The 22694-nt window shown below is 48.0% G+C and carries 20 protein-coding genes; 9 read left to right on the top strand and 11 right to left on the bottom strand.

The annotated features are described in order from the left end of the window. Positions 1–55: 55 nt before the first annotated feature. On the top strand, positions 56–1411 hold the full coding sequence (gene trhP / locus ACTHRY_RS09350; RefSeq protein WP_049322800.1) for a prephenate-dependent tRNA uridine(34) hydroxylase TrhP: 1356 nt from the start codon (positions 56–58) through the stop codon (positions 1409–1411). A gap of 63 nt (positions 1412–1474) precedes the next feature. Here the strand turns inward: trhP and hemC are convergent, their stop codons facing one another. After that, on the bottom strand, positions 1475–2410 hold the full coding sequence (gene hemC, locus ACTHRY_RS09355) for a hydroxymethylbilane synthase (RefSeq protein ID WP_152691281.1): 936 nt from the start codon (positions 2408–2410) through the stop codon (positions 1475–1477). A gap of 118 nt (positions 2411–2528) precedes the next feature. Here hemC and ybeY point away from each other — a divergent pair, with 118 nt between their 5' ends. The 5 genes from ybeY (at position 2529) to ACTHRY_RS09380 (ending at position 6418) form a co-directional block, all read left to right on the top strand. Continuing rightward, positions 2529–3044 (top strand): rRNA maturation RNase YbeY, encoded by a 516-nt coding sequence (gene ybeY, locus ACTHRY_RS09360; RefSeq protein WP_049322798.1) that lies wholly within the window; start codon positions 2529–2531, stop codon positions 3042–3044. A 1-nt stretch (position 3045) separates the two neighbouring features. Further along, positions 3046–3888 carry an HlyC/CorC family transporter gene (locus ACTHRY_RS09365; RefSeq protein WP_049322797.1) on the top strand — a complete coding sequence of 281 codons (843 nt, stop codon included), beginning with the start codon at positions 3046–3048 and terminating at the stop codon, positions 3886–3888. Next, a complete protein-coding gene (locus ACTHRY_RS09370) occupies positions 3885–4622 on the top strand; it encodes a methionine ABC transporter ATP-binding protein (protein ID WP_049322796.1) in 738 nt (245 codons plus the stop codon). Before ACTHRY_RS09365 ends, ACTHRY_RS09370 begins: the two co-directional genes overlap by 4 nt. Before the next feature lies 1 nt (position 4623). Continuing rightward, positions 4624–5310 carry a methionine ABC transporter permease gene (locus ACTHRY_RS09375; protein WP_049322795.1) on the top strand — a complete coding sequence of 229 codons (687 nt, stop codon included), beginning with the start codon at positions 4624–4626 and terminating at the stop codon, positions 5308–5310. 196 nt (positions 5311–5506) lie between these two features. Continuing rightward, positions 5507–6418: a MetQ/NlpA family ABC transporter substrate-binding protein gene (locus ACTHRY_RS09380; protein ID WP_049322794.1), complete on the top strand. Its 912-nt coding sequence runs from the start codon at positions 5507–5509 to the stop codon at positions 6416–6418. Between the two features lie 581 nt (positions 6419–6999). On the opposite strand, the gene ACTHRY_RS09385 is transcribed toward ACTHRY_RS09380, so the two are convergent. From ACTHRY_RS09385 to ACTHRY_RS09430, 10 genes are all read right to left on the bottom strand, one after another. Beyond that, positions 7000–8019, bottom strand: coding sequence for an FAD:protein FMN transferase (locus tag ACTHRY_RS09385; RefSeq protein ID WP_440374206.1), 1020 nt, complete (start codon positions 8017–8019; stop codon positions 7000–7002). A gap of 118 nt (positions 8020–8137) precedes the next feature. Further along, on the bottom strand, positions 8138–8632 hold the full coding sequence (locus ACTHRY_RS09390) for a nitrous oxide reductase accessory protein NosL (protein WP_003748604.1): 495 nt from the start codon (positions 8630–8632) through the stop codon (positions 8138–8140). Continuing rightward, positions 8629–9459 carry an ABC transporter permease gene (locus ACTHRY_RS09395; RefSeq protein WP_070822856.1) on the bottom strand — a complete coding sequence of 277 codons (831 nt, stop codon included), beginning with the start codon at positions 9457–9459 and terminating at the stop codon, positions 8629–8631. The genes ACTHRY_RS09390 and ACTHRY_RS09395 overlap by 4 nt, the downstream gene beginning before the upstream one ends. Beyond that, positions 9456–10355, bottom strand: a complete 900-nt coding sequence (locus ACTHRY_RS09400) for an ABC transporter ATP-binding protein (protein ID WP_003748608.1) — start codon at positions 10353–10355, stop codon at positions 9456–9458. Before ACTHRY_RS09400 ends, ACTHRY_RS09395 begins: the two co-directional genes overlap by 4 nt. Positions 10356–10411: 56 nt before the next feature. Further along, complete coding sequence (locus tag ACTHRY_RS09405; protein ID WP_440374207.1) at positions 10412–11791, bottom strand: nitrous oxide reductase family maturation protein NosD; 1380 nt, start codon at positions 11789–11791, stop codon at positions 10412–10414. 198 nt (positions 11792–11989) lie between these two features. After that, the gene (gene nosZ, locus ACTHRY_RS09410; RefSeq protein ID WP_036493194.1) at positions 11990–13957 is read right to left on the bottom strand and encodes a TAT-dependent nitrous-oxide reductase; all 1968 of its coding nucleotides are present in this window, start codon (positions 13955–13957) and stop codon (positions 11990–11992) included. Between the two features lie 108 nt (positions 13958–14065). Continuing rightward, complete coding sequence (locus tag ACTHRY_RS09415; protein WP_440374208.1) at positions 14066–16360, bottom strand: 4Fe-4S binding protein; 2295 nt, start codon at positions 16358–16360, stop codon at positions 14066–14068. Positions 16361–16831: 471 nt separating this feature from the next. Next, positions 16832–17893, bottom strand: a complete 1062-nt coding sequence (gene porB / locus ACTHRY_RS09420) for a trimeric porin PorB (RefSeq protein ID WP_440374209.1) — start codon at positions 17891–17893, stop codon at positions 16832–16834. Between the two features lie 315 nt (positions 17894–18208). Beyond that, positions 18209–19054 (bottom strand): tRNA pseudouridine(38-40) synthase TruA, encoded by an 846-nt coding sequence (gene truA, locus ACTHRY_RS09425; protein WP_440374210.1) that lies wholly within the window; start codon positions 19052–19054, stop codon positions 18209–18211. A 233-nt stretch (positions 19055–19287) separates the two neighbouring features. Then, complete coding sequence (locus tag ACTHRY_RS09430) at positions 19288–21207, bottom strand: FimV/HubP family polar landmark protein (protein WP_049322787.1); 1920 nt, start codon at positions 21205–21207, stop codon at positions 19288–19290. 353 nt (positions 21208–21560) lie between these two features. On the opposite strand from ACTHRY_RS09430, the gene ACTHRY_RS09435 reads away from it, so the two are divergent. From ACTHRY_RS09435 to ACTHRY_RS09445, 3 genes are read left to right on the top strand one after another with little or no spacing between them, the layout of a single operon-like run. Then, on the top strand, positions 21561–22094 hold the full coding sequence (locus tag ACTHRY_RS09435) for a septation protein A (protein ID WP_049322786.1): 534 nt from the start codon (positions 21561–21563) through the stop codon (positions 22092–22094). Next, on the top strand, positions 22094–22384 hold the full coding sequence (locus ACTHRY_RS09440; RefSeq protein ID WP_004519663.1) for a YciI family protein: 291 nt from the start codon (positions 22094–22096) through the stop codon (positions 22382–22384). Before ACTHRY_RS09435 ends, ACTHRY_RS09440 begins: the two co-directional genes overlap by 1 nt. Further along, a complete protein-coding gene (locus ACTHRY_RS09445) occupies positions 22381–22653 on the top strand; it encodes a BolA family protein (protein WP_049322785.1) in 273 nt (90 codons plus the stop codon). Before ACTHRY_RS09440 ends, ACTHRY_RS09445 begins: the two co-directional genes overlap by 4 nt. The last annotated feature ends 41 nt before the right edge of the window (positions 22654–22694 follow it).

Raw genomic sequence — 22694 nt, forward strand, 5'->3', positions numbered from 1 at the left:
CGGCCTTCCCTCTTCCCTTAAAGGCCGTCTGAAAACATTTTAAAAAGCATAAAACATGAAAGCACCCGAACTCTTATTGCCTGCAGGCGGCCTCGAACGCATGCGTGCCGCCTACGATTACGGCGCAGATGCCGTTTACGCCGGCAGCCCGCGTTACTCCCTGCGCGCCCGCAACAACGAATTTGCCAAACTCGACGTTCTCGAGCAAGGCATTAAAGAAGCGCACGAGCGCAACAAAAAATTCTTCCTGACCGTCAACACGCTGCCGCACAACTCCAAACTCAAAACCTTTGTTTCCGATATGGAGCCCTTGATTGCTATGAAACCCGACGCGCTGATTATGGCGGATCCGGGTTTGATCATGACCGTGCGCGAAAAATGGCCGGAGATGCCGATCCACCTGTCCGTACAGGCCAACACCACCAACTACTGGGGCGTAAAATTCTGGCAGAACATCGGCGTTGAACGCATTATTCTGTCGCGCGAATTGAGCATGGAAGAAATCGCCGAAATCCGCCAAGAATGTCCCGACATCGAACTCGAAGTCTTCATCCACGGCGCATTGTGTATCGCCTACTCCGGCCGTTGCCTATTGTCGGGCTACTTCAACCACCGCGACCCTAACCAAGGTACTTGCACCAACTCCTGCCGTTGGGATTACAAAGTCCATAACGCCGTCGAAAGCGACGCGGGTGATGCCCAGCTTCTGCAAGGTTTCAACTTTGAAAAAGCCCAAGAAGAAGCCAACCAAAACTTCGAAGGCATCAACGGTCAAAAACGCCACCCTTACGCCGACAAAGTTTTCCTGATTGAAGAGTCCAACCGCCCGGGCGAAATGATGCCGATTATGGAAGACGAACACGGTACCTACATCATGAATTCCAAAGACCTGCGCGGCATTGAAGTCGTTGAGAAACTGGCCAAAATCGGCGTGGACAGCCTCAAAGTCGAAGGCCGTACCAAATCGCTTTATTATGTTGCACGCGTGGCCCAGTCCTACCGCAAAGCGATTGATGATGCCGTTGCAGGCCGTCCGTTTGATTACAGCCTGTTGAGCGAACTCGAAGGCCTTGCCAACCGTGGCTACACCAGCGGCTTCCTCGAGCGCCACCAAACTCAGGATTACCAAAACTACCTGACCGGCCACTCCATCGCCAAACAAAGCCAATATGTCGGCCACGTTACCGAAATCGATGAAAACGGCTGGGCAACCATCGAAGTCAAAAACCGCTTTGCCATCGGCGATTCACTCGAAATCATCCACCCGAGCGGCAACCAAACCATCAAATTGGAACAAATGACCCGCAAAGACCAGCCTGTCGATGTAGCACCCGGCAACGGCATTCAGGTCAAAATCCCCAATATGCAGGGCAAAGAAAAAGCTTTGGTTGCGCGGATTATGAATCCTTAAGCATCAACAAAACAAAGGCCGTCTGAAAGTTTCAGACGGCCTTTTTAAATGATCTATGCTGTTTTAAGCCTGTTCTTGCAATACGGCGGCAATCAATTCTTCCGCACCGTCATCTGCCAGTTTTTTGGCGACAGCGCGACCCAAAGCATCGGCGTATTCGGCAGGGGCTTGTGCGTCCGCCTGCAAAATGACCGAGCCGTCAGGATGGCCGACCAAGCCGCGCAAGGTCAGCAAGCCGTTTTCTTCAGTGCAATATGCGGCCAGCGGCACTTGGCAGCTTCCGCCCAAAGCACGCGCCAACGCGCGTTCGGCCGTAACGCAGGCGTGTGTGGTATCGTGGTTTAACGGCTTCAAGACTTCGTACAAATCTTCGCGATGCGCTGCAATTTCAATACCCAATGCACCTTGTCCGGCGGCAGGCAGGCTGTCGGATTCCGACAAAATCATGCGGATGCGTTCGTCCAATTCCAGACGCTGCAAACCGGCGGCAGCCAAGATAATCGCGTCGTATTCACCGTTATCGAGTTTGGACAAACGGGTTTGCACATTGCCGCGCAAAGGTTTGATAACCAAATGCGGATAGTGCGCGCGCAACTGGGCTTCGCGGCGCAGGCTGGATGTGCCGACGACGGCGCCTTTGGGCATTTCTTCCAGACGCGCGTATTGGTTGGACACAAATGCGTCAAACGGATTGGCGCGTTCGCCGATGGCTGCAAGCGCGAAACCTTCAGGCAAATCCATCGGCACATCTTTAATCGAATGCACGGCCAAATCAGCCCGGCCGTCATACAAAGCCTGTTCCAACTCTTTGACAAACAAGCCTTTACCGCCGACCTTTGACAAAGTTCTATCCAAAATCTGGTCGCCACGCGTGGTCATGCCCAAAATCTCGACTTCGCAATCGGGATACAGGGCTTTCAGACGGCCTTGGATGTGTTTTGCCTGCCACATGGCAAGCAGGCTTTCGCGACTGGCGATAACGAGTTTTTTCGGGTTCATAATGGTTGCCTGAAAGATGGAAAACGGCATGAAGTCTATCATATTTTGGGCTGTTTTTCAGACGGCATGGGGGTGAATATGTTATATTTACGCCTAAAAACCAAATTTTCCGGACAACATGAAACGCGCCAAAAAATATCCTTTTTTATCCTTACAGCGGCAACGTTTTCATCTGAACTTTGAAAATGCTTCTTCCGCCGCCAACCTTCCTTCAGAGAACGACTTCTACCGCTGGGCGTGGTCTGCCTTGAAAAACGAATACCGCCGTGCAGACATCAGCCTGATTCTTCTGGACGAAGAAGAAGCCCGCGCCTACAACCGCGACTACCGCGGCAAAGATTACGCCACCAATGTATTGAGTTTCGCGCTCAACGAAGGCGAAATCCTGCCCGACCAGTTTTCAGACGGCCTGTATGGCGATTTGGTAATTTGCCCACAAGTGGTTTTGAAAGAAGCCGCCGAACAAGGCAAAACACCCGAGCAGCATTTTGCCCACCTGACCATACACGGCACTTTACACCTGATGGGCTACGACCACATCGAAGACGATGAAGCCGAAATAATGGAAGCCGAAGAAATCCGCCTGATGCTGGCGGCAGGCTTCCCCAACCCCTACCAAGAGGACGAATATTAAAATGGACGGTACGCAGTCGAAACCCAAGTTTTTCGAACGCCTAATCTCCCGACTTGCCGGCGAGCCCGACTCCGCCGAAGACGTATTGACCCTGTTGCGCCAAGCGCACGAGCAGGAAGTTTTTGATGCCGACACACTGACCCGGCTGGAAAAAGTATTGGACTTTGCCGAGCTGGAAGTGCGCGATGCCATGATTACGCGCAGCCGCATGAACGTATTGAAAGAGAACGACAGCATCGAGCGCATCACGGCCTACATCATCGAAACCGCCCATTCGCGTTTCCCCGTCATCGGCGAAGACAAAGACGAAGTTTTGGGCATTTTGCACGCCAAAGACCTGCTCAAATATATGTTTAATCCCGAGCAGTTCCACCTGAAATCCGTCTTGCGCCCTGCCGTTTTCGTTCCTGAAGGCAAGTCACTGGCCTCCCTTTTAAAAGAATTCCGCGAACAACGCAACCACATGGCGATTGTCATCGACGAATACGGCGGCACATCCGGCCTGGTAACCTTTGAAGACATCATCGAGCAAATCGTCGGCGACATCGAAGACGAGTTTGACGAAGACGACAGCGCCGACAATATCCACGCCGTTTCTTCCGAACGCTGGCGCATCCACGCCACAACCGAAATCGAAGACATCAACGCCTTTTTCGGCACGGAATACAGCAGCGAAGAAGCCGACACCATCGGCGGCCTGGTCATTCAAGAATTGGGGCACCTGCCCGTACGCGGCGAAAAAGTCATCATCGGCAACCTGCAATTTACCGTCGCACGCGCCGACAACCGCCGTCTGCACACCCTGATGGCCACACGAATTAAAGAAAACACGGATAAACCATGATTATTCTGGATCACGTCTCCAAACACTATCAAACACGCGACAACAAAGACTTTGTCGCCGTCGAACCGACCAGCCTTGAAATCAAACAGGGAGAAATCTTTGGCCTGATGGGCTATTCCGGCGCAGGTAAATCCACCCTGCTGCGCCTGATTAATTTATTGGAACGTCCCGACACAGGCACCGTCAGCGTATGCGGCCAAGAACTGACTGCGCTCAACGCCACACAACTGCGCCACGCCCGACAAAACATCGGCATGGTGTTCCAACAGTTCAACCTATTGAGCAACCGTACCGTTGCCGAAAACGTCGCCTTTCCTTTAGAAATTGCCAAATGGCCGTCTAAAAAAATCCAAGCGCGTGTTGAAGAATGTTTGGAAATCGTTGATTTGCAAGACCGTGCCAATCATTACCCGTCCCAACTTTCCGGCGGTCAAAAACAACGTGTCGGCATTGCCCGCGCGCTGGCGCCGCAACCTCAAGTCATCCTCGCCGACGAACCCACTTCCGCCCTCGATCCCGCCACTACGCGCAGCGTTTTGAAGTGTTTGGAGGACATCAACCGACGTTTCAACGTAACCATCGTCATCGTTACCCACGAAATGAGCGTTATCCGCCGCCTGTGCGACCGCGCCGCCCTCTTGGACAAAGGCCGTCTGCTGGAAATCGTTGAAGTACACGGCAACCAAATCCATGCCCAATCCAAAATCGGGCAAGAGCTGATTCGAGAGGACTAATATGGCAAATTTGACATTTGAAAGTGCTGTTGACACCATCGTCAGCATGAAAGGCGAAATTATCCAAGCCTTGGGCGAAACCTTTATTATGGTCGGCCTATCGACTACTTTTGCCGTTATCTTCGGTACGATTTTAGGCGTATTGCTGTTTGTGACGTCAAGTCATCAGTTGCACTACAACAAACAGCTGAATTTGTTTTTGGATAACATTGTCAACCTGATACGCGCATACCCTTTCGTCACCCTGATGATTGCCATGATTCCTATTACACGCGCCATCATCGGCACGACCATCGGCCCGATTGCCGCCTCATTTGTATTGAGTGTATCCGGCCTGTTCTACTTCGCCCGTCTGGTCGAGCAAAACCTGCGCGAAGTACCCAGAGGCGTGATTGAAGCGGCCTCCGCAATGGGTGCCTCACCCATGAGCATCATCTGCAAAGTGCTTTTGAATGAAGCGCGCTCAGGTATGGTTTCCAGCATTACCGTACTGGCTATCGGCCTTTTGTCGTACAGCGCGGCGGCAGGTATGATTGGCGGTGGCGGCTTGGGCGACCTTGCCATCCGTTACGGCTACTACCGCTATCAAATGGAAGTCATCATCTTCATCGTTGCCATCCTGGTTTTACTCGTTATCCTGATTCAAAGTATCGGCAACAGATTGGCACGCAAACTGGACAAGCGTTAAGTAAACAGGCCGTCTGAAATGGACTTACTATTTTTCAGACGGCCTGTTATCTGTTTAGAACATATTAGGATATATATTCCAAATAAATTTACAAAAACATCCTCATATTTCCAAAATAGATTTACAATTCCTCTTTTCTTGACGGCGGCAGCTTGAGGCCGTCTGAAACCGTTTTATCATCCATCAGGAGCAAAATATGAAAACCAACACATTCTTCAAAACCCTTTCAGCCGCTGCGCTCGCCATCGTACTGGCTGCCTGCGGCGGTCAAAAAGACAGCGCGCCTGCTGCTTCTGCTGCTTCTTCTGCCGACAACGGTGCAGAGAAAAAAGAAATCGTCTTCGGTACAACTGCCGGCGACTTCGGCGATATGGTAAAAGACCAAATCCAACCGGCTTTGGAGAAAAAAGGCTATAAAGTCAAACTGATCGAGTTTACCGACTATGTGCGCCCCAACCTTGCTTTGGCTGAAGGCGAATTGGACATCAACATCTTCCAACACAAACCTTATCTGGACGACTTCAAAAAAGAACACAAACTGGACATCACCGAAGCCTTCCAAGTACCGACTGCTCCTTTGGGTCTCTATCCTGGCAAACTGAAATCTTTGGACGAATTGAAAGACGGCGTCAGCGTTTCTGCACCTAACGACCCATCCAACTTTGCCCGTGCATTGGTTATGTTGAACGAATTGGGCTGGATTAAACTGAAAGCCGACGTTGATCCGCTGACCGCATCTAAAGCAGATATTGCCGAAAACCCTAAAAACATCCAAATCGTAGAACTTGAAGCCGCCCAACTGCCACGCAGCCGTGCCGACGTTGACTTTGCCATTGTTAACGGCAACTACGCCATGAGCAGCGGCATGAAACTGACGGAAGCCCTGTTCCAAGAGCCAAGCTTCGCCTACGTTAACTGGTCTGCCGTCCGCACTGCCGACAAAGACAGCCAATGGTTGAAAGATGTAACCGAAGCCTACAACTCTGACGAGTTCAAAGCCTACTCACAAAAACGCTTTGCCGGTTACAAATACCCTGCGGCATGGGGTGAAAACGCAGCAGCAGGTGCTCAAGCCGAAGCCGCCTCTACTGCTTCTGCAACCAAATAAATCGCTCTTTGAAAAAAGGCCGTCTGAACGTTCAGACGGCCTTTTTCTATCATCACTCACAAAGTCAAAACTATTTTTTATTGATAACAATCACTTATATAATTTCTTATATCAAACCGAATCAACTGTTGTAAAAATATTCAATAAAAATCTATGTTTTTATTCAATATAATCAATCACTAAATGAATTATTCTACTTTTTTATAATATTCACTGGTAATGTTCCGTTTATCCTGATATTATACCGTTTATCTAAAGACATCCGGTTATCTGCTTTTTAGACCGCTCATCTTAATTGCTTTAAACCACTTTGTCGGATTTTCCCATAATGTTGTGTTTCTCCGTTTCGAAGGGGTTTGAGCGGTCGAAATACCGTATTGCTTAGATATTAAAGCTTCGTGCTTTGAAATGAGTGAATTTTTGTTTTAAGTGTCGTAATCTCTTGCTAATTACTCCCAGCTGCAAGAGTTTCAGGGTTGTCTATTTGGACAACCCTTCTTTTTTATACCCCATTATTTCAATAACTTAAGATTTTCTTATTCATATTCAAACCAACTGGCAAAACCATTCTTTTTCCCACCTCAAATTTTCTTCAATTCATTATTCGGCATTACCAGCCAAACCTGTGCATTTTTGACTTGGGCGGCTGCTCGGATGGCCGCTTCATCCATAATGGAAAATGCGGTAGAAAAGGCATCGGCAACTGCCGCACTTTCCGCCATAACGCTCATGCTTTTATAGCGCGGCTGGCTTCCGCCTGTGCGCGGGTCAAACAGATGGGTAAATTTGCCTGCCTCGTCCATTACCGTGCCATAGCCGCCCGATGTGGCAAACGCTTGATTTTTCATGGCAACGGTGGTCAGGATTTGGTCTTCTTGGTCAGGATTGCGGATGCTGACATTCCACTCGCGCTGGTTGGCATTATCAAAGCCGTAAATCTCCCCCATATCAATCAATGCCTGAGAAACGCCTTGCTGCTTCAACAATTCGGCTACTTTGTCGGTGATATAGCCTTGGGCAATGCCGTTAAGCGACAAGCTCATGCCTTTTTGGGCAAAACGGATTTCTTTTGTATCAAAGTTAACTTTATTGAAGTCCACCAATTTAAGCGTATCTTTGATGCTGCGTTCGGACGGCGGCGTTTCGGTTTTCGGATTTCGTCTGAAATGGTCGGCATACAGATTCCACAAAGGCTGAATGCTGGGATCAAATGCACCTTGCGTCAGCTGATGAATATCCCGGCTGATACTGAGCAGCTGCAAAAAATCGGATGGCGGATTTTTCAGACGGCCTTCTCGGTTTAAGCGGCTGATCAGGCTGTCGTCCCGATACAGGCTGAAGATTTTTTCCAATCGTGAAACTTCTGCCAATACTTTGTTGATCAGTATCTCCGCCTGCCTGCGCCCAACGCCGAACAAACGCAATTCCGCACCCGAGCCTAATGCAATCCCTTTCCAAATAACAGGCTGCCCTTCTTGATTCGGGCCGGCTGAATGAGTCGGCCGATTGGTTTTTCGGCTGATGGCAAAGGGAATGCCGGCACCGGCGGCAAGTGTGGCGGCGATGGCAATGAAGCGGCGGCGCGTTAAAGGGGTGGACATGGCGTATTCCTTGGATTTTTTATTTTTACATTGAAAGCCTGCATCATTAAATATCAATCGGCACGCCTTCAACACAAAGGCCGTCTGAAATGGTTTCAGACGGCCTTTATTAATTGTTTCATTTGAAAATATATTCGTCGGGCATTTCTGCAAAACCGACTACTCTGCCGCCTTTTTCTTTGGCGAATTTTTCAGCTTGTGCCTTGTCGGCAAAAGGAAGCGCATCTTCCGCACCCATGCCGCCGATAAAGCTGCTTTCAATAACGTAATAGGCCTTTTTCGCATCTATCCATTCGGTGTCGGCATTGGGTTTTTCCCAATCTTTGACTTTACCCATATCGGTAACATAGATGACATGAATGCCTTTCGGCTCTTCAGGCAGCTTGGTGTAGCCGAACATCTGCTTGATGGTGGAAAACCAAACTGGTTTTTCAGGTTTGCCGTTCAAGAAGATTTGCGCTTTAGGGCCGTTGTGTTCAGTCAAATTCATGCTGCAGTAATGACCCACTGCACTATCGCTGATTTGTTGGGGCGCAGGCGGAGGGCTGTTGTCCTGCTTGCTGCAGGCTGCCAATGCGATGAGTGTGAAGGTTGTCAATAATATTTTTCTCATATTTGTCGCTTTCCGAAAATCCAGGCGGCTAAAATCAAAGGAATGATAACCCATAATACCTGAGCCGTCAGCAAAACAGGCATACTCAGGCTGATTTGTTCGCTCAAACCCGCCATGCCGGCATACATGGCTGTATTTTCGTAACCCGTCAGGTTCAGCAGGCGATAAATGTCTGCGGGGTTGAACAGAAGAACGGTTTCCACTACAGGCGCGGTAATGACTTGTTCGGTATCGGCAACTAAAACACCTAAAAGCGCCATATCGAAAATAACGACAAAAAACAGCCATACGCCGATGGCGATACCGGCGGCGGTACCGCGTTCTTTAACTTTTGCGCTGATCAAATAGCCCATGGACAAAAAGGCTGCGCCAAGAATCACGCTGGCAACAATCAAAAGGGCGAAAGGCTGCCATGCGGCAATATCAAAACTGCCGTTGGCAAGCTGAAGGGTAATACCTGCCAATCCGTAGCCTGCCGTGGTGGCAAGGGCAAGAATGATGAGGTGGCCGATAAATTTACCGGCAAGGATTTGGTTGCGCGAGATGGGGTAACTTAGTAGCAACGCCATTGTACCGCGCTCGATTTCGCCAATCAGTGCATCATAAGAGAGCAACATCGCAATCAGCGGAATCAGGAAAATAGACAGGCTGGACAGGCTGACTACGGTTACCGTCAAGGGATCAACCTTGACCGAACCGGTAGGCGAGCTGCCGAGAAAGCCTAATGACAGTGCCAATGCGGCAAGCAAAAGTGCTGCGGCAAGAACCCAACGGTTGCGCAGGCTGTCGCGGACTTCTTTGCCGGTAATAATCCAAACGGGGTTCATACGTCTTCCCTCTTCAAGAATTGCGCGTACATATCGTCAAGTGTAGGCGTGTGGATATCGATGTAGGCAAGACTGCCCAAATCACCCAATTCGCTCAAAAGAGCCATGCGCTCTTCTGCTTTACATTGCGCTTGGTATGACAGGCCGTCTGAAAGCGGATGCCAACGCTCGCTCAACGGGCGCGCTTCTTTCAAGCGGACGTTGACGGTCAACGGCAGGCCGCTTTGAACATGCAACTCATCCATGCTGCCGTCGGCAACTTTCACGCCGTTTTTCATGACAATGATACGGTCGGCGTGGCCGTCAAGCTCGGCCAGTGCGTGGGTGCTGAGCAATACGGTTGCGCCGCGCCCATTGAGTTCGCGCACAACTTCGTAAAACATTTGACGCGAAGCCGGATCAAGGCCGGTAGTCGGCTCGTCAAACAGTAAGACTTTAGGCTCGCCCAACAAGGCTTGTGCCAAAGCGAGGCGTTGGCGCATCCCTTTGGAGTAAGTGCCGACACGGCGGCGTGCGGCCTGGGAAATGCCGACACGCTCGAGCAATTCGCGGTTTTTACTCAGGGGCTGTTTTTTTAGTTTGGCATAGAAATCCATGGTTTCGATACCGGTCAATGAAGGATGCAATGCAACCGTTTCAGGCAAGTAACCGATTTGGCTACGACGCTGCGCCCCTGCTTTACTGCCGGTCGGTTCTCCCAAAAGCATCACTTCGCCCTCGGTCGGCGTAATCAGGCCGAGTATCAGCTTCATAATGGTAGATTTGCCTGCACCGTTGTGTCCTGCCATGCCGACGCTCTCGCCAGCCTTGAGAACCAGATCGACTTGGTTGACAGCCTTTTGGCTGCCAAACTGCTTGGTCACGTTTCTCAATTCAACGTGGTTGGTACTGCTCATGGATATTCCTCTAGTGAATGTTTCAGACGGCCTTTGGAATTGGGCCGTCTGAAAGGTTACATATTGGCATTTCCGCCTGTCAGCGCACCGTTTTCGGCATTACCCCATTCGGATTGGTGCGTTTTTGCTTCATGCAGCAATTCGTCCTTCATGGCTTCGTATTTGGTTGTCGTTTTATTGCGGACGGGGTTCATCAAAGGCTTGCTGTCAATTACGCCGCCGGGCAGGATGGCGGGAAATTGCGATTGCGCCCATTTGACAATGCTGATGGCAGGGCTGTTCATCAATAACCGGGCGACGGGTGCGCGCCAGATGATTTGGTCGATAATCCCGTTGGGACGGTAGGCACTGTCGCCGAAGCCGTCGCCGTCAAGGTCAAAGGCGCTGTTATCGCTCCAATAGTTGCCGCGACCACCCTCGCCCCAATCGAGGAAGCGGGTGCTGACATATTTAACCTGGCTTTCGTTGTTAATAAATGAATTTTCGTACAGAGTTGTGCCTTCGATGGCTGCGGTGAAGTGGATACCGATTTGGCAGTTCTCGAAATGATTGGCAAAGATTTTATCGTAGTTGGCATTGTAGGCAAACACGCATTTGCCTGCCTTATTGATCACATTATCGTGAATTTCGGAATAATTGACGTAGTTGAGCATAATGCCTTGGTCGCGACTGCCAACGGCAATGTTGCCATACACTTTCAGGCGTTCGGAAAACATCAGCACATAACCCATATTGTTGCCGACGGAGATATTGTTGCTGACTTCGCTGTCATTGGTGTACATATAATGGACGGCAAAGCGTAAGTCGCTAAAACGGTTGCCTTTGTAGGTATTATGAGTGCTGGTATTTGAAAAAATACCGTCACGGCCTTTGGAAATATCGTTATCGACCACTTGCGCACCGGGCGCATTCCAGACGGTTACGCCGTTGCCGCGTTCGTTGACGCGCAGGGTTGCATCGCCGATGATTTTATTTTCCCGCACCATGGATTCTGCCGCACCGTGAATATACACGCCGACAGAATTGTCGATGATGTTGTTATGCTCCACCAGCGCGCGCGTTGCCGTCTCTTCTAAATAGATACCGGCATCCATTGCCGGCAAACTCATGCCGGAATGGGAAACGGTCAGATTGCGCAAAGTTACATCAGGCGCATGAACGGCAACCGTCCTCCCGCTCCGGTCGCCGACAATCTTGGCAGAACGGTCGGCAGGGCCTTCGATGGTAATGGGTTTGTCGATATAGAGTTTGGTTTTGTATGTACCGGAGGCAAGCTTGAGCGTATCGCCGGCTTGGGCGCGCGCCAAAGCATCATTGAGATTGTCTTGTGCGGATACGTTGATGACTGCGGAAAAGGCCGTCTGAGCCATGCTGCCAAGCAGCAATACGAGTGCGGCACGTTGCCATTTGGAACGATGGATTTGTGTGTGCGTCATAATCATATCTCTGTTTCAGACGGCCTGCTTGCCGCATGATAAACCGATGCGGAAACAGGTATTTTGGTGTTATAGCAAAGCTGTCTGATGATGGCTTTCATTTTGTGGCCATATCGGCCGACAAACAACTTTGCTATAAAGGCCGTCTGAAAGAATGTTTTTTCAGACGGCCTGAAGAATTAAATCATCAAACCGAAATTATTTTGGTTTAACAATCATTTGGCCAGACATTTCCATGTGCAATGCGTGGCAGAACCATTGGCAGTAGTACCAGTGTACACCTGGACGGACAGCTTTGAAGGTTACAGAAGATGTAGCTTGCGGGCCAATCTCCATAGCAATGCCATAACCTTCCAAAGTAAAGCCGTGAGTCAAGTCTTCAATGGTCTCAACGTTGGTTACATATACGGTAACTTCGTCGCCTTGGTTCACTTCAAATTGAGGAACGCTGTAAGCAGGCGCAACGGCAGTCATGTACACGCGTACTTTGTTGCCTTCGCGTACGACTTTGGCAGCTTTTTCCAGCTCAACACCGTCTTTTTGAGCTTGTTCCAAAGCTTCTTGCCAGAACCATGGGTCTTTGCGGTCCCAAGTTTTGCTTGGATTCACTTTAGACGCAGCAACCAAGCACAAGTCGTGTGGTTCGGCAAAAGTCGGATTGTCATGCACCAGACGCATTTCGTCGCCGGAGATGTCGATCAATTGGTCACACTCAGGTTTCAAAGGACCGGCATTCAAGAAGCGGTCTTTAGAGAACTTGTTCAAAGATACCAACCATTTACCGTCGGCTTCTTTGGTTTCGCCCATGGTAGTATGGTTGTGGCCAGGTTGATAGTGAACGTCGAGTTTTTGTTTGATCGGATCGATTTTCTCGCCTTTATAGGCTTTAATCGCATCGTCGATGTTCCATTTCACCATTTGGCTGTCGATAAACAATGTAGTATAGGCATTGCCGCGACCGTCAAATGCAGTGTGTAATGGGCCAAGACCCAGTTGAGGCTCGGCTACGACAACATCGCGCTCTTTGATTTTACCTGCAAACAAGTCATCCAGTTTGCTGACATCCAATACGGTAACGGTTGGAGACAGTTTACCGTTAAGCATGATGTATTTGCCGTCAGGGCTTGCATTACAGCCGTGAGGAGAGTTAGGAACCGGGATGTAACGAGTATATGGAGAGTTGGCTTCCGCACGACCGTCCAACATTTTCACACCGTTAACTTCTTTGAAGTCGCCTTTTTTGATGCCTTCTTCGATGGCGGCCAAGTTAAATACCACACACCAGTCTTGTTCGTTGGAAGATGCACCTTGTACAGTCAGAGCGCGCTCAGAGTTATAGCAGGTAGAGAAAGAGTATTTACCTTGGTAGTCGGCATCGCCATTATCCAAGTTACCGTCTACCAATACTTGCCATGCGATGTCCATGGTTTCGCCGTCAACGGCAGTATAAACGGCATTCCAAGTTTTAGGATCATCCCATTTGCCTACGCCGTCAACAGGAACGATATGCTCGCCGTTGGCAAATACGTAGCCGGTTTTCGGATAGCGTTGAGGACGCAGACCGTGAACACCTGAAACGTTTGGAATTTCAACGATTTTATCGGTTTTCATCACATCCAAGCGGATACGGCAAACACGGTTATTTGCTTTATCGTTGGCATATGCATAGCGGCCGTCATAAGTTTGATCGGTAAAAGACAAGTGCGGGTGGTGCAAGTCGCCGTTAGGGTAGCAGCGCAGACCGCTGTCTTGCAGGAATTTACGGGTTTCCGGCGTAATTTTTTCATTCAAAATACGCAGGCTCTCGTTGGTACGACCCCAACCGGTAGCGCTGTCCATATTGAATACAGGGATACGCATCAACTCACGCATAGAAGGTACGCCGATCAAGCGCATTTCGCCTGATTGACCGCCTGACAAGAAACCGTAGTATTGGTCAAGTTCGCCTGGACCGACTTCGGAAGTTTGTTTGCCCGGCTCGGCAGAATGAGCAGCGGCTTTTTCGGCAGGTGCAGCACCGGAAGCAGCAGCTTTATCACCCTCGCCGTTAGAGCAACCGGCCAGGCCCAACAAACCGGCACCGGCAATACCTGCACCGGAAGCAGCGGCAGTACCTAAGAATGAACGACGGCTTAAGCCGTTTTGTTCTAATTTTTCGTCTGACATACGACACTCCTTGGATAAAATCCGGCGGCCGATTTTTCAGACGGCCTGCCGATGAAAAACTTTCTAAGTCGGGCTGCCGATACAGCCCTCTTTTTTATTGATAAATTACTACTTGTCGACACTGATTGCCGATTCTTTTTTAACAAACTGGACGACTTGTTCTTGGGCATTTTGCGTTGCTGCCGCATCATGCTGTTCAGCTTTTGCCGCCGCTTGTTTTTGTTTTTTCTTATTCGTTGCCACTACTTGAGGACAACGCGTATCGTGATGATACATTACCTGACAATGCAGACATTGGATACATTCGTTCGGATGAATGTCGCCTTCAGGTGCGATTGCCTGTACGGGGCATTCGTGTGTACAAATCTGGCATGGATTACCGCACATTTTATAACGGCGCAGCCAATCAAACACACGGAAGCGGCCCGGCAATGCGATACCTGCACCCAAAGGACACAGATAACGGCAGAAGAAACGTTCGATAAACAAACCTGCAATCAGCAAAGCGGCGGCGAACAGAACAAACCACCATTCACGCATAAATTTCAAAATAATTGCAGTTTTGAAAGGCTCGATTTCAGCAAATTTTTCAGCCGTACCCAAATCGTACAGGGAAATTGCCAACAAGGCGAAGAAAATGACATATTTAATCGCACTCAGACGGGTATGCAACAAGTGTGGCACGGTAATTTGTTTCAGACCCAATTTTTTAGCGATACGGTTGGTTAACTCCTGCAATGCACCGAAAGGACACAGCCATCCACAGAATGTACCGCGGTTCCACAACAGCATGGTCGCCGCTGTAAAGAGCCACAGAATGAATACCAGCGGATCCATCAGGAAGAATTCCCAGTGGAATTCAGTCAAAATGGCTGAGAACAACGTCAAAGTATTCACTACCGATAATTGTGCCTGAGCATACCAGCCGATATAAAACAGCGTAAAGGTCAGGAAACAGAGACGGAATCGGTCATACCATTTTTCGTAACGGACAATCCAATCTTGGAACAGGAATACCAACAGAAGAATTGTCAAAGCAATACCGACAACCACGATTTGACCTTGTTTGGCTTTCCAAACCTGTTTCCAAAGTTGGTTGGATACACCTTCCTCAGCTGTTGCATCTTCTGCAATACCTGTACTTTCTTCCGGAGCAGAGGCTGCCGCAGCCACCGGCTCAACCGGTGCGCTGATTTCAACCGGCGGTGCTTTAGGATCATCAACGTAGTAGCCTTTTGGCAATTCATAATCCAAATCGGCAGTTACAAATGCCTTATCATTTACGCTCAATACGCGTTGAATCATTAATTGCAAACGCCATGGTTCGGCACCATCAAATTCCACACCTTCGGGGATGGTGAACCAAGAAACCTCTTTAAATGCGGGCGCACCTTCGGCGGATAAAGCAACTACACGTTCATGTTGCGCATCGGTAAAGCGGAAGCTGGTATCACCTTGAATCATTTCAATACGGTCAAAGATACCGCCGCGGACATAACCCGAGCCTTTCCAAGAATAGCGACCCTCGCCGGCCACCATCACGGCTTCTTGGCCAGGTTTCAAACGTTTTTGCAGGTTATTCCAACCGGCTTCACCTAAAAGGCTTTTACCGATGGAAGGTTGGCTGACCAAGGCAACATACAGATCAATAAATGTATCGTTACCATCGCCCTGCTCCGCATGATCTGCCACACCTGCTTTACCGTTTTTCTCAAACAGTTTATTGATTTCGTCGATAGAAATATGCAGATGACCGACGGCTTTTTGTTCCAAAAGCGCATTCCATGACAGGATATCTTGTTTGTCTTGATTGGCAACACGACGCGGACGGGTTTGACCGGCAGGTTCGGCAGACTGTTCGCCGGAAGCAGCTGCCGTACCAGCTTGAACTGCTTTATCTGTACCCAAATGATATTGATGGATTACTGCTTTAACAGAACGCTGAATACTGTCATTGATGACCATCAGGGTTACAGTCGCACCACTAATAATATCCCCTGGAGCAACACCTGGCTGAGGCGGGTTTTTAATAAAATTTAAGCCGATATATTTGTCAATGAATTTATCGACACGGGATTGCGGGATACCGATCAACATAATCGGCTCATGGTGCTCAACCAATTTTGCACCGGCAATAGTGCCATCATTGGCCAAGGCAACCATCGTATCGATCGGTTTGCTCGAATAACCGCGCGTATTGACCACGTCAGTCGTGATATAAACCAAGCCAAGCTGCTCTTCGCCCTTGTATACGCGAGCAACCAAAGGCTTACCTTCAGGCTTACCGTAGCGGTCAGCACCTGGGAAAATTTCAGACGGCTGAACTTTTGCCAAGAAATCAGGCAAGCGTTCCGCGTAAGCAGGCAGGCTTACCATCATCATGAAAAATACAGCGAACAGCATAAGGATTCGTTTCCAAATGCCACTTAAACACTTTACTTCAAGGCAGGACATGGCTATTCCCGATATATCGATACTCTAAACACTGATATTATATGAATCATCCATCGGCAATAATTTGATTAAAATCAAGTTTACAAATCTTAAAACCAAATTCCATATGCTAATAATACTTTAGAACTATATTGAACAATCCCATCTTCGGTAGACATGAAACATAGGAAAATCAACCCAATTCAACAAATCTTCTTATATTATTAATTTATTTATAATAATACTCAAAACAATTCCCAAAATTCTATTCGGCATATATTAAAGTAGAATACAAAGATTCGATTTTAATTTCAATAGGCCGTCTGAAAATAATCTAAAAAACTTTATCCCCCCATTCTTTCAACACAAAATATACTTTCCATACAAACAAAAAGAGCCTGTATAACACAGGCTCTTTTTTCAGACTAATCTTAAGTCAGATTAGAATTTGTGACGCAGGCCAACAGTACCAGCAGTTTTCTCGTATTTGTAGTCGCCTTTGCCTTCTTTCAACCAACCGGCTGACAACAGGGCAGAAGTGCGTTTAGAGAAGTCGTAGTCAGCACCAACGATAACTTGGTTGTACGCGCTGTTCTCTTGTTTCACGCCTTCTTCTTTAGCTTTGAAGCCGTGAGCGTAAGAAACACGAGGAGTTACGTTGCCGAAGCGGTAAGCAGCAGTTGCACCAACTTCAGTACGTTCGTTTTTCTTAGCACCAGCTACGTCAGCTTTAAAGCCTTCGTATTGGCCTACAACAGCAACCATCAGGTTGTTAGCATCGTAACCAGCAGTCAGACGGTGAGCTTGGTGATCTTTGTAAGTACCGGCAGCCAAAGTAGTATTGCCGTTGAATGCATCCAAGTAGCCAGCATCCAAGTCAGCACGTTTAGCGTAAGAACCAGCATAGCGACCGAAGAAGCCAGAGTTTTCGTAGTTCAGACCCAAATCGTAAGATTCACGGCTTTTCACAGTGTGAGTGTATTTGTCGCCAGGATTAGCATTGTCGCGAGGTTGGTATTGTACGCTTGTGCTGAAACCACCAAATACAGGAGAGTCGTAACGTACAGACACTTTACGAGTATCTACACGTTTGATTTTACCCAGTTGCAGAGCGTCTGCGTTAGCGGCACCAGATTCCCAAGGGTCGAAGCTGTCGCTGCTGTCTTTCAGAGCAGTGTTCAGGTTACCGGCACGAACTTTACCGAAGCCACCTTCCAAACCGATGAAAGATTCACGGTTAGCAAAACCAGAATCACCACCGGCGATAGAAGTGTTTTGTTCAACTTGCCAAATAGCATTCAAGTTGCTACCCAAGTGTTCGTGGCCTTTGAAGCCGATGCGAGAACCGTAGTCAGCAATCTCAGTAGCAGTTTTAGAAGTAGTCTTACCTTCTTTTACTTTAGAAATTTCAACGCCGGCTTTAACTTGACCGTACAGAGTCACATCAGCCATAGCTGCAACAGGCAGAGCTGCCAAAGTCAGAGCAATCAGAGATTTTTTCATTGCTGTATTCCTTTTCTATTGTGAAGAAATAACTTAAGCAGACCGGACAATCCGCTTAGGCTTACATTATCGCTGGAATCAGCGATTCCATGACTGTTACTATAATTGCTCCTCTCTAAAAAAACAAACTTTATTCAATCTACCCCCACCACCCTTGAAACCCAGCAAAGGCAAACACAGCCTAAAAAAAGGAAATTTATTATTTAAAATCAATGATAAATTTCTTTAAAACCAAGATTTGCATTTTTACAACACTTTATCAATTTACACATCAATCACGCTATTTTGTTGCTTTTATACCAACAATTTCGTCAATTAGGCCGTCTGAAAAACGTTACCCGAAACATCCATCCACTCAGGCAGAGGCAGTCTTACCACCCCAAACTCATCAGGATAATCAACGCCTGTCAAATACAGGCCGTCAGACATAAAGGTCGGAGGCGCTTTCAATCTGCTTCTTGCATGAAAGATTGACTGAAATTCATCCACACTTATTCTGCCACTTCCTACATATACCAATGCGCCCATAATATTGCGCACCATATGATGCAAGAATGCATTTCCATGCAAATCAAGGCACAAATAACGAGGAGTCCCACTAATACTTGACCTATACAGCGTTTTTATAGGCGATTTTGCCTGGCACTCTGCCGCACGAAAGCTGGAGAAGTCATGTTCACCCTCCAATAAAGCAGCAGCCTGCCTCATCAGATTTAAATCTAATTTCAAATGCGTCCACCCCACCCTGCCGACCAACAACGGAGAGCGAACTGGAGATGACTCCAGCAAGTAACGGTAATGCCGGCCATAAGCATCAAATCGGGCATTGAAATGCGGTGCAACTTTTTGCGCAAGTAATACAGCCACACCGTCAGGCAAATGCGCATTGACTCCACGCACCCACGCCTGCTCCGGACGGCTTACAGATGTATCAAAGTGTACAACCTGAGCTGTCGCATGCACGCCCGTATCCGTCCTTCCCGCAACAATCGTATTAATCCGCTCTCCTGCTATTGAAGTTAATGCCTGCTCTAAGGCCGTCTGAACAGTTGGCAGGTCCCCGGCCTGTTTTTGCCAGCCATAAAAACGGCTTCCGTCATAAGAGAGGGTTAAAGCCCAACGCTGAACGGAACCTCCTGTTGTATTCGTTTGTTCGGTCATTTTTGATACTTCTTATAAATTGATATTGTTGTCCACGCTCAAATAACAAATATTAAAAGGCGTGATCATCACACGCCTCTCATCATATATTTCAGACGGCCTTTATCTTCGCCCACCATATAGAACTGCCATGCAATACTGTCATATCTAAAAATGGATTCGGCCCAAATCTCATCTTTTAATTTACCATAAAAAAGATGCCGTCTAAAACGGCATCTTCATTTGACTGACACTTATGCGCCAAGTTCTTTCATCAGTTTTTGGGCTTTATATAGAATATCGCCTTCAGCTTCTTCAATCAGCCCTTGCAATGTTTCTCGGGCTGCCTCAGGATCACCAATCTCGATATACATCTTAGCCAAATCATATTTAGCCTCGAGCGGAGCAGTCATACCGACTGATTCTGAAACAAAGCCTCTTTCGTTATTGCTTTTATCGGCGGCCACTGAAACATCTTCAGCCTCCCATTCCAATGCACCTTCTTCAATCACAAACTCGGAAGCAGCTTCTTCTTTCTCTGCTTCTTCTTTGGTTTCTTGAATTTGCACGTCCTGATCTTGCTTGACATCAAATGGCAGCACATGGTCGTCTGAATTTTCAGGCGTTTCCACTGTAAACTCTAGTGGCTCTTCATTTCGCTCAGGCATAACAACAGATACCGGCTGATACGGATTTTCCGTCTCAGGCTCGTACACGCTTTCTGTCGACTCGATATTGTCCCAATCCGCATGACGACGTTGCTCTGTTTCTGCATCATGCGTTACTGCACTGGAAAGAATGCCTGCCTGACTATGGTCAATCTTGCCCAAGTCGAGTTTGACATCGTCAACATTGGAAGATTCTTCTACTTCATTGATAACGACATCATCTTCAAAATCATCTTCAACAAGCAAACCTTCTTGAGTTTTTTCAGACGGCGTTACTTTGCTTGCGGCAACCGCAGCAGCGGCTGAAGCAGCAGCACTTTTCTGTACAGGCTTTTCTTCATCCTTACGGCTTGCAGGCGCGGCTTTCGGCTCGTCTTTACGTTTACCCGCAGCTTTTAACAACAACCAAGCAGCAATAAGGGCTGCACCGCCTGCCAACAACCATTTCCATAAATTGCCATTTGATTCGCCCTCTGTTTGCTCCGCGATAGAATCAGTGGTTGCAACAGACTCAGAAGCCACTACATTCTCTTGAGCATCAGAAGAAGCCATAGCTTCTTGAATATCGGATGCAGGAACAGTCGATGCGGCATTTTCATTAACCGCTGCAGATGCTGCTTGTTCTGTTTGTTCAGCTGAAGCTTGTTTTACTTCTTCCTGTTGCTGTGTATTTACGCCAGCATCTTTAACCTGGGCTTCATGAGCCTCAGGCTGAACAACAGGTTTTTCTGTTTTAGCCTCTGTTGCATTAGCGGTTTCATTGGCTTTTTCTGTTGCCGTATTAGTTTTAGCAGGAGCAGAAGCAGCCAAACGTTGCAATTCGCTACGGTTTGGAATATTCAGCACCTTACCTGCCAACATACGGTTGGCATTGTTATCGATAAACACATCCGGATTGGCATTAACCAATGCTTGAATGGTTTGATCCAAGGTCATACCTTGCGGACGGATGCTGGACGCAATGGCAATCAGGGTTTCACCCGTACGCACCAAATGCTGTCTACCTGAACGTGCAGCTGTGTCGTTTTTAGCAGAGGCCGTCTGAACTTGTTTTTTCTCAGCCTTACGCTGCACATCCTTACGCGCTTGAGCTGCCTGATTACCTACTGCTTTATTGTTTTTAGTTGCAGGCTGTTGGGCATTGCGTGTCGGCTCGAAGGATTGGGATTCGGCAGTTTGACGGGGGCGGACGGATGCCGCATCTTTAGCGTCGTATCCGGCCGGATCGATGATGGCAGTGTATTCACGCGATTGCGCGCCGACACCTACTTGGAAAACCAAAACAGGATCTTTGATGGCTTTAGAGGAACGAATGGTAACGACTGCCTTATCGCCTGATTTGCGTACCGCCGCGCGCAAATTGCCATTTGAAATAGTGGCCTTACCGCCATTAAGCAGAGCCTGAGCTTCCTCGCCAGTCACAGTGATACTGCCTGTAAAAGGCTCACCCAAATGAGATTGAACGTTCAAACCGCCCAAACCTGCAGAAGCGCTGAGCGATGTCATTAAAGCGATAGAAGCTGTAATTAATTTAATATTGTGATGTTTTTTCAAAACTGATCCCCTGTTCGGAAATTATGGTACTAACCAATGTGCGCGCATTTAACCATATATTTACTAGATATTACGTCATGATATATTTTTAACCCATTTCTGCCAAGCAATACAGGCTATTCAGCCTGAAATTCCTTGGTAAATCTATTACTTTTGCATGCTTGTGTTTCTTTTTTACAAATTTCTCCGACCCAAAACAGATATTTTATATAAATATATGCGGCATTAAAGTCATGAGGGAAGGTGCAAAAAAACACATCTGCCTGTATGATTAGCATTTACTCAATTAGTTTCATCATTAACATATGAAAGTTTTGAGCGACTTATTCGCCGTATTCTTATTTTTCATTACATACATCATCACCAAAGACATGATTGCCGCAACGGCTGTCGCGGTTGTAGTCGGCATAGCCCAAGCTGCGCTGACCTTTTGGAAACACCGCAAGCTGGACACCATGCAATGGATCAGCCTGATTTTGATTGTCTTTTTTGGCGGTGCAACGATTTTACTGAAAGATAACCGCTTCATCATGTGGAAACCGACCGTTCTGTTTTGGATCGGCGCGATCGTCATGCTGTTTAGTCATCTTGCCGGTAAAAACGGGCTAAAAGCCGTGATGGGTAAAGAAATGCAGCTTCCTGATTTTGTATGGACGCGCCTGACTTATGCATGGATTGGCTTCCTGATTTTTATGGGGGCTGCCAATCTCTTTGTCTTTACGTATTTTCCAGACCAATGGGTCAATTACAAATTGTTTGGCACATTGGGTTTCACAATCATTTTTTCTATCGCACAGGGCATTTATCTGATGCGTTTCCAGCCTAAGGAGGATCAATAATGGAATATTTCATGCTTTTGGCCACTGATGCCGAAGATGTCCACGAAGCACGCATGGCGGCACGCCCCGCGCATTTGGCACGTTTGGAAGAATTGAAAGCGCAAGGCCGTCTGCTGACTGCCGGCCCCAATCCCCTGCCGGATAATCCGGAACGCGTCTCCGGCAGCCTGATTGTGGCTCAATTTGAGTCTTTAGACGCCGCACAAGAATGGGCCGAACAAGACCCTTACGTCGATGCCGGCGTATACGCAGAAGTATTGATTAAACCCTTTAAAGCCGTGTTCAAATGAGCAATATGCGTCAAATTATCGAGGAACGCCTGCAGGCACTTGAGCCTGAGTTCTTCGATTTTGAAGATGAGAGCCATCTGCACGCCGGCCATGCCGGCAATAAAGGCGGCGGGCATTATGCGATATTGGTGGTCAGCAACGCATTTGAAAATATCGGTCGCCTCCAGCGGCAACGTATGATTAAGCAGCTTTTGCAAGACTTGTTTTCAGACGGCCTGATTCATGCACTCAGTATCAAAGCGGCCACGCCGGACGAATACTTCCATTAAGATTACTACTTAAACTTTGATTTCTAATCATTAATTTATTT

The sequence above is a fragment of the Neisseria sp. P0004.S004 genome (genome assembly GCF_051963335.1).
Classification (GTDB): domain Bacteria; phylum Pseudomonadota; class Gammaproteobacteria; order Burkholderiales; family Neisseriaceae; genus Neisseria.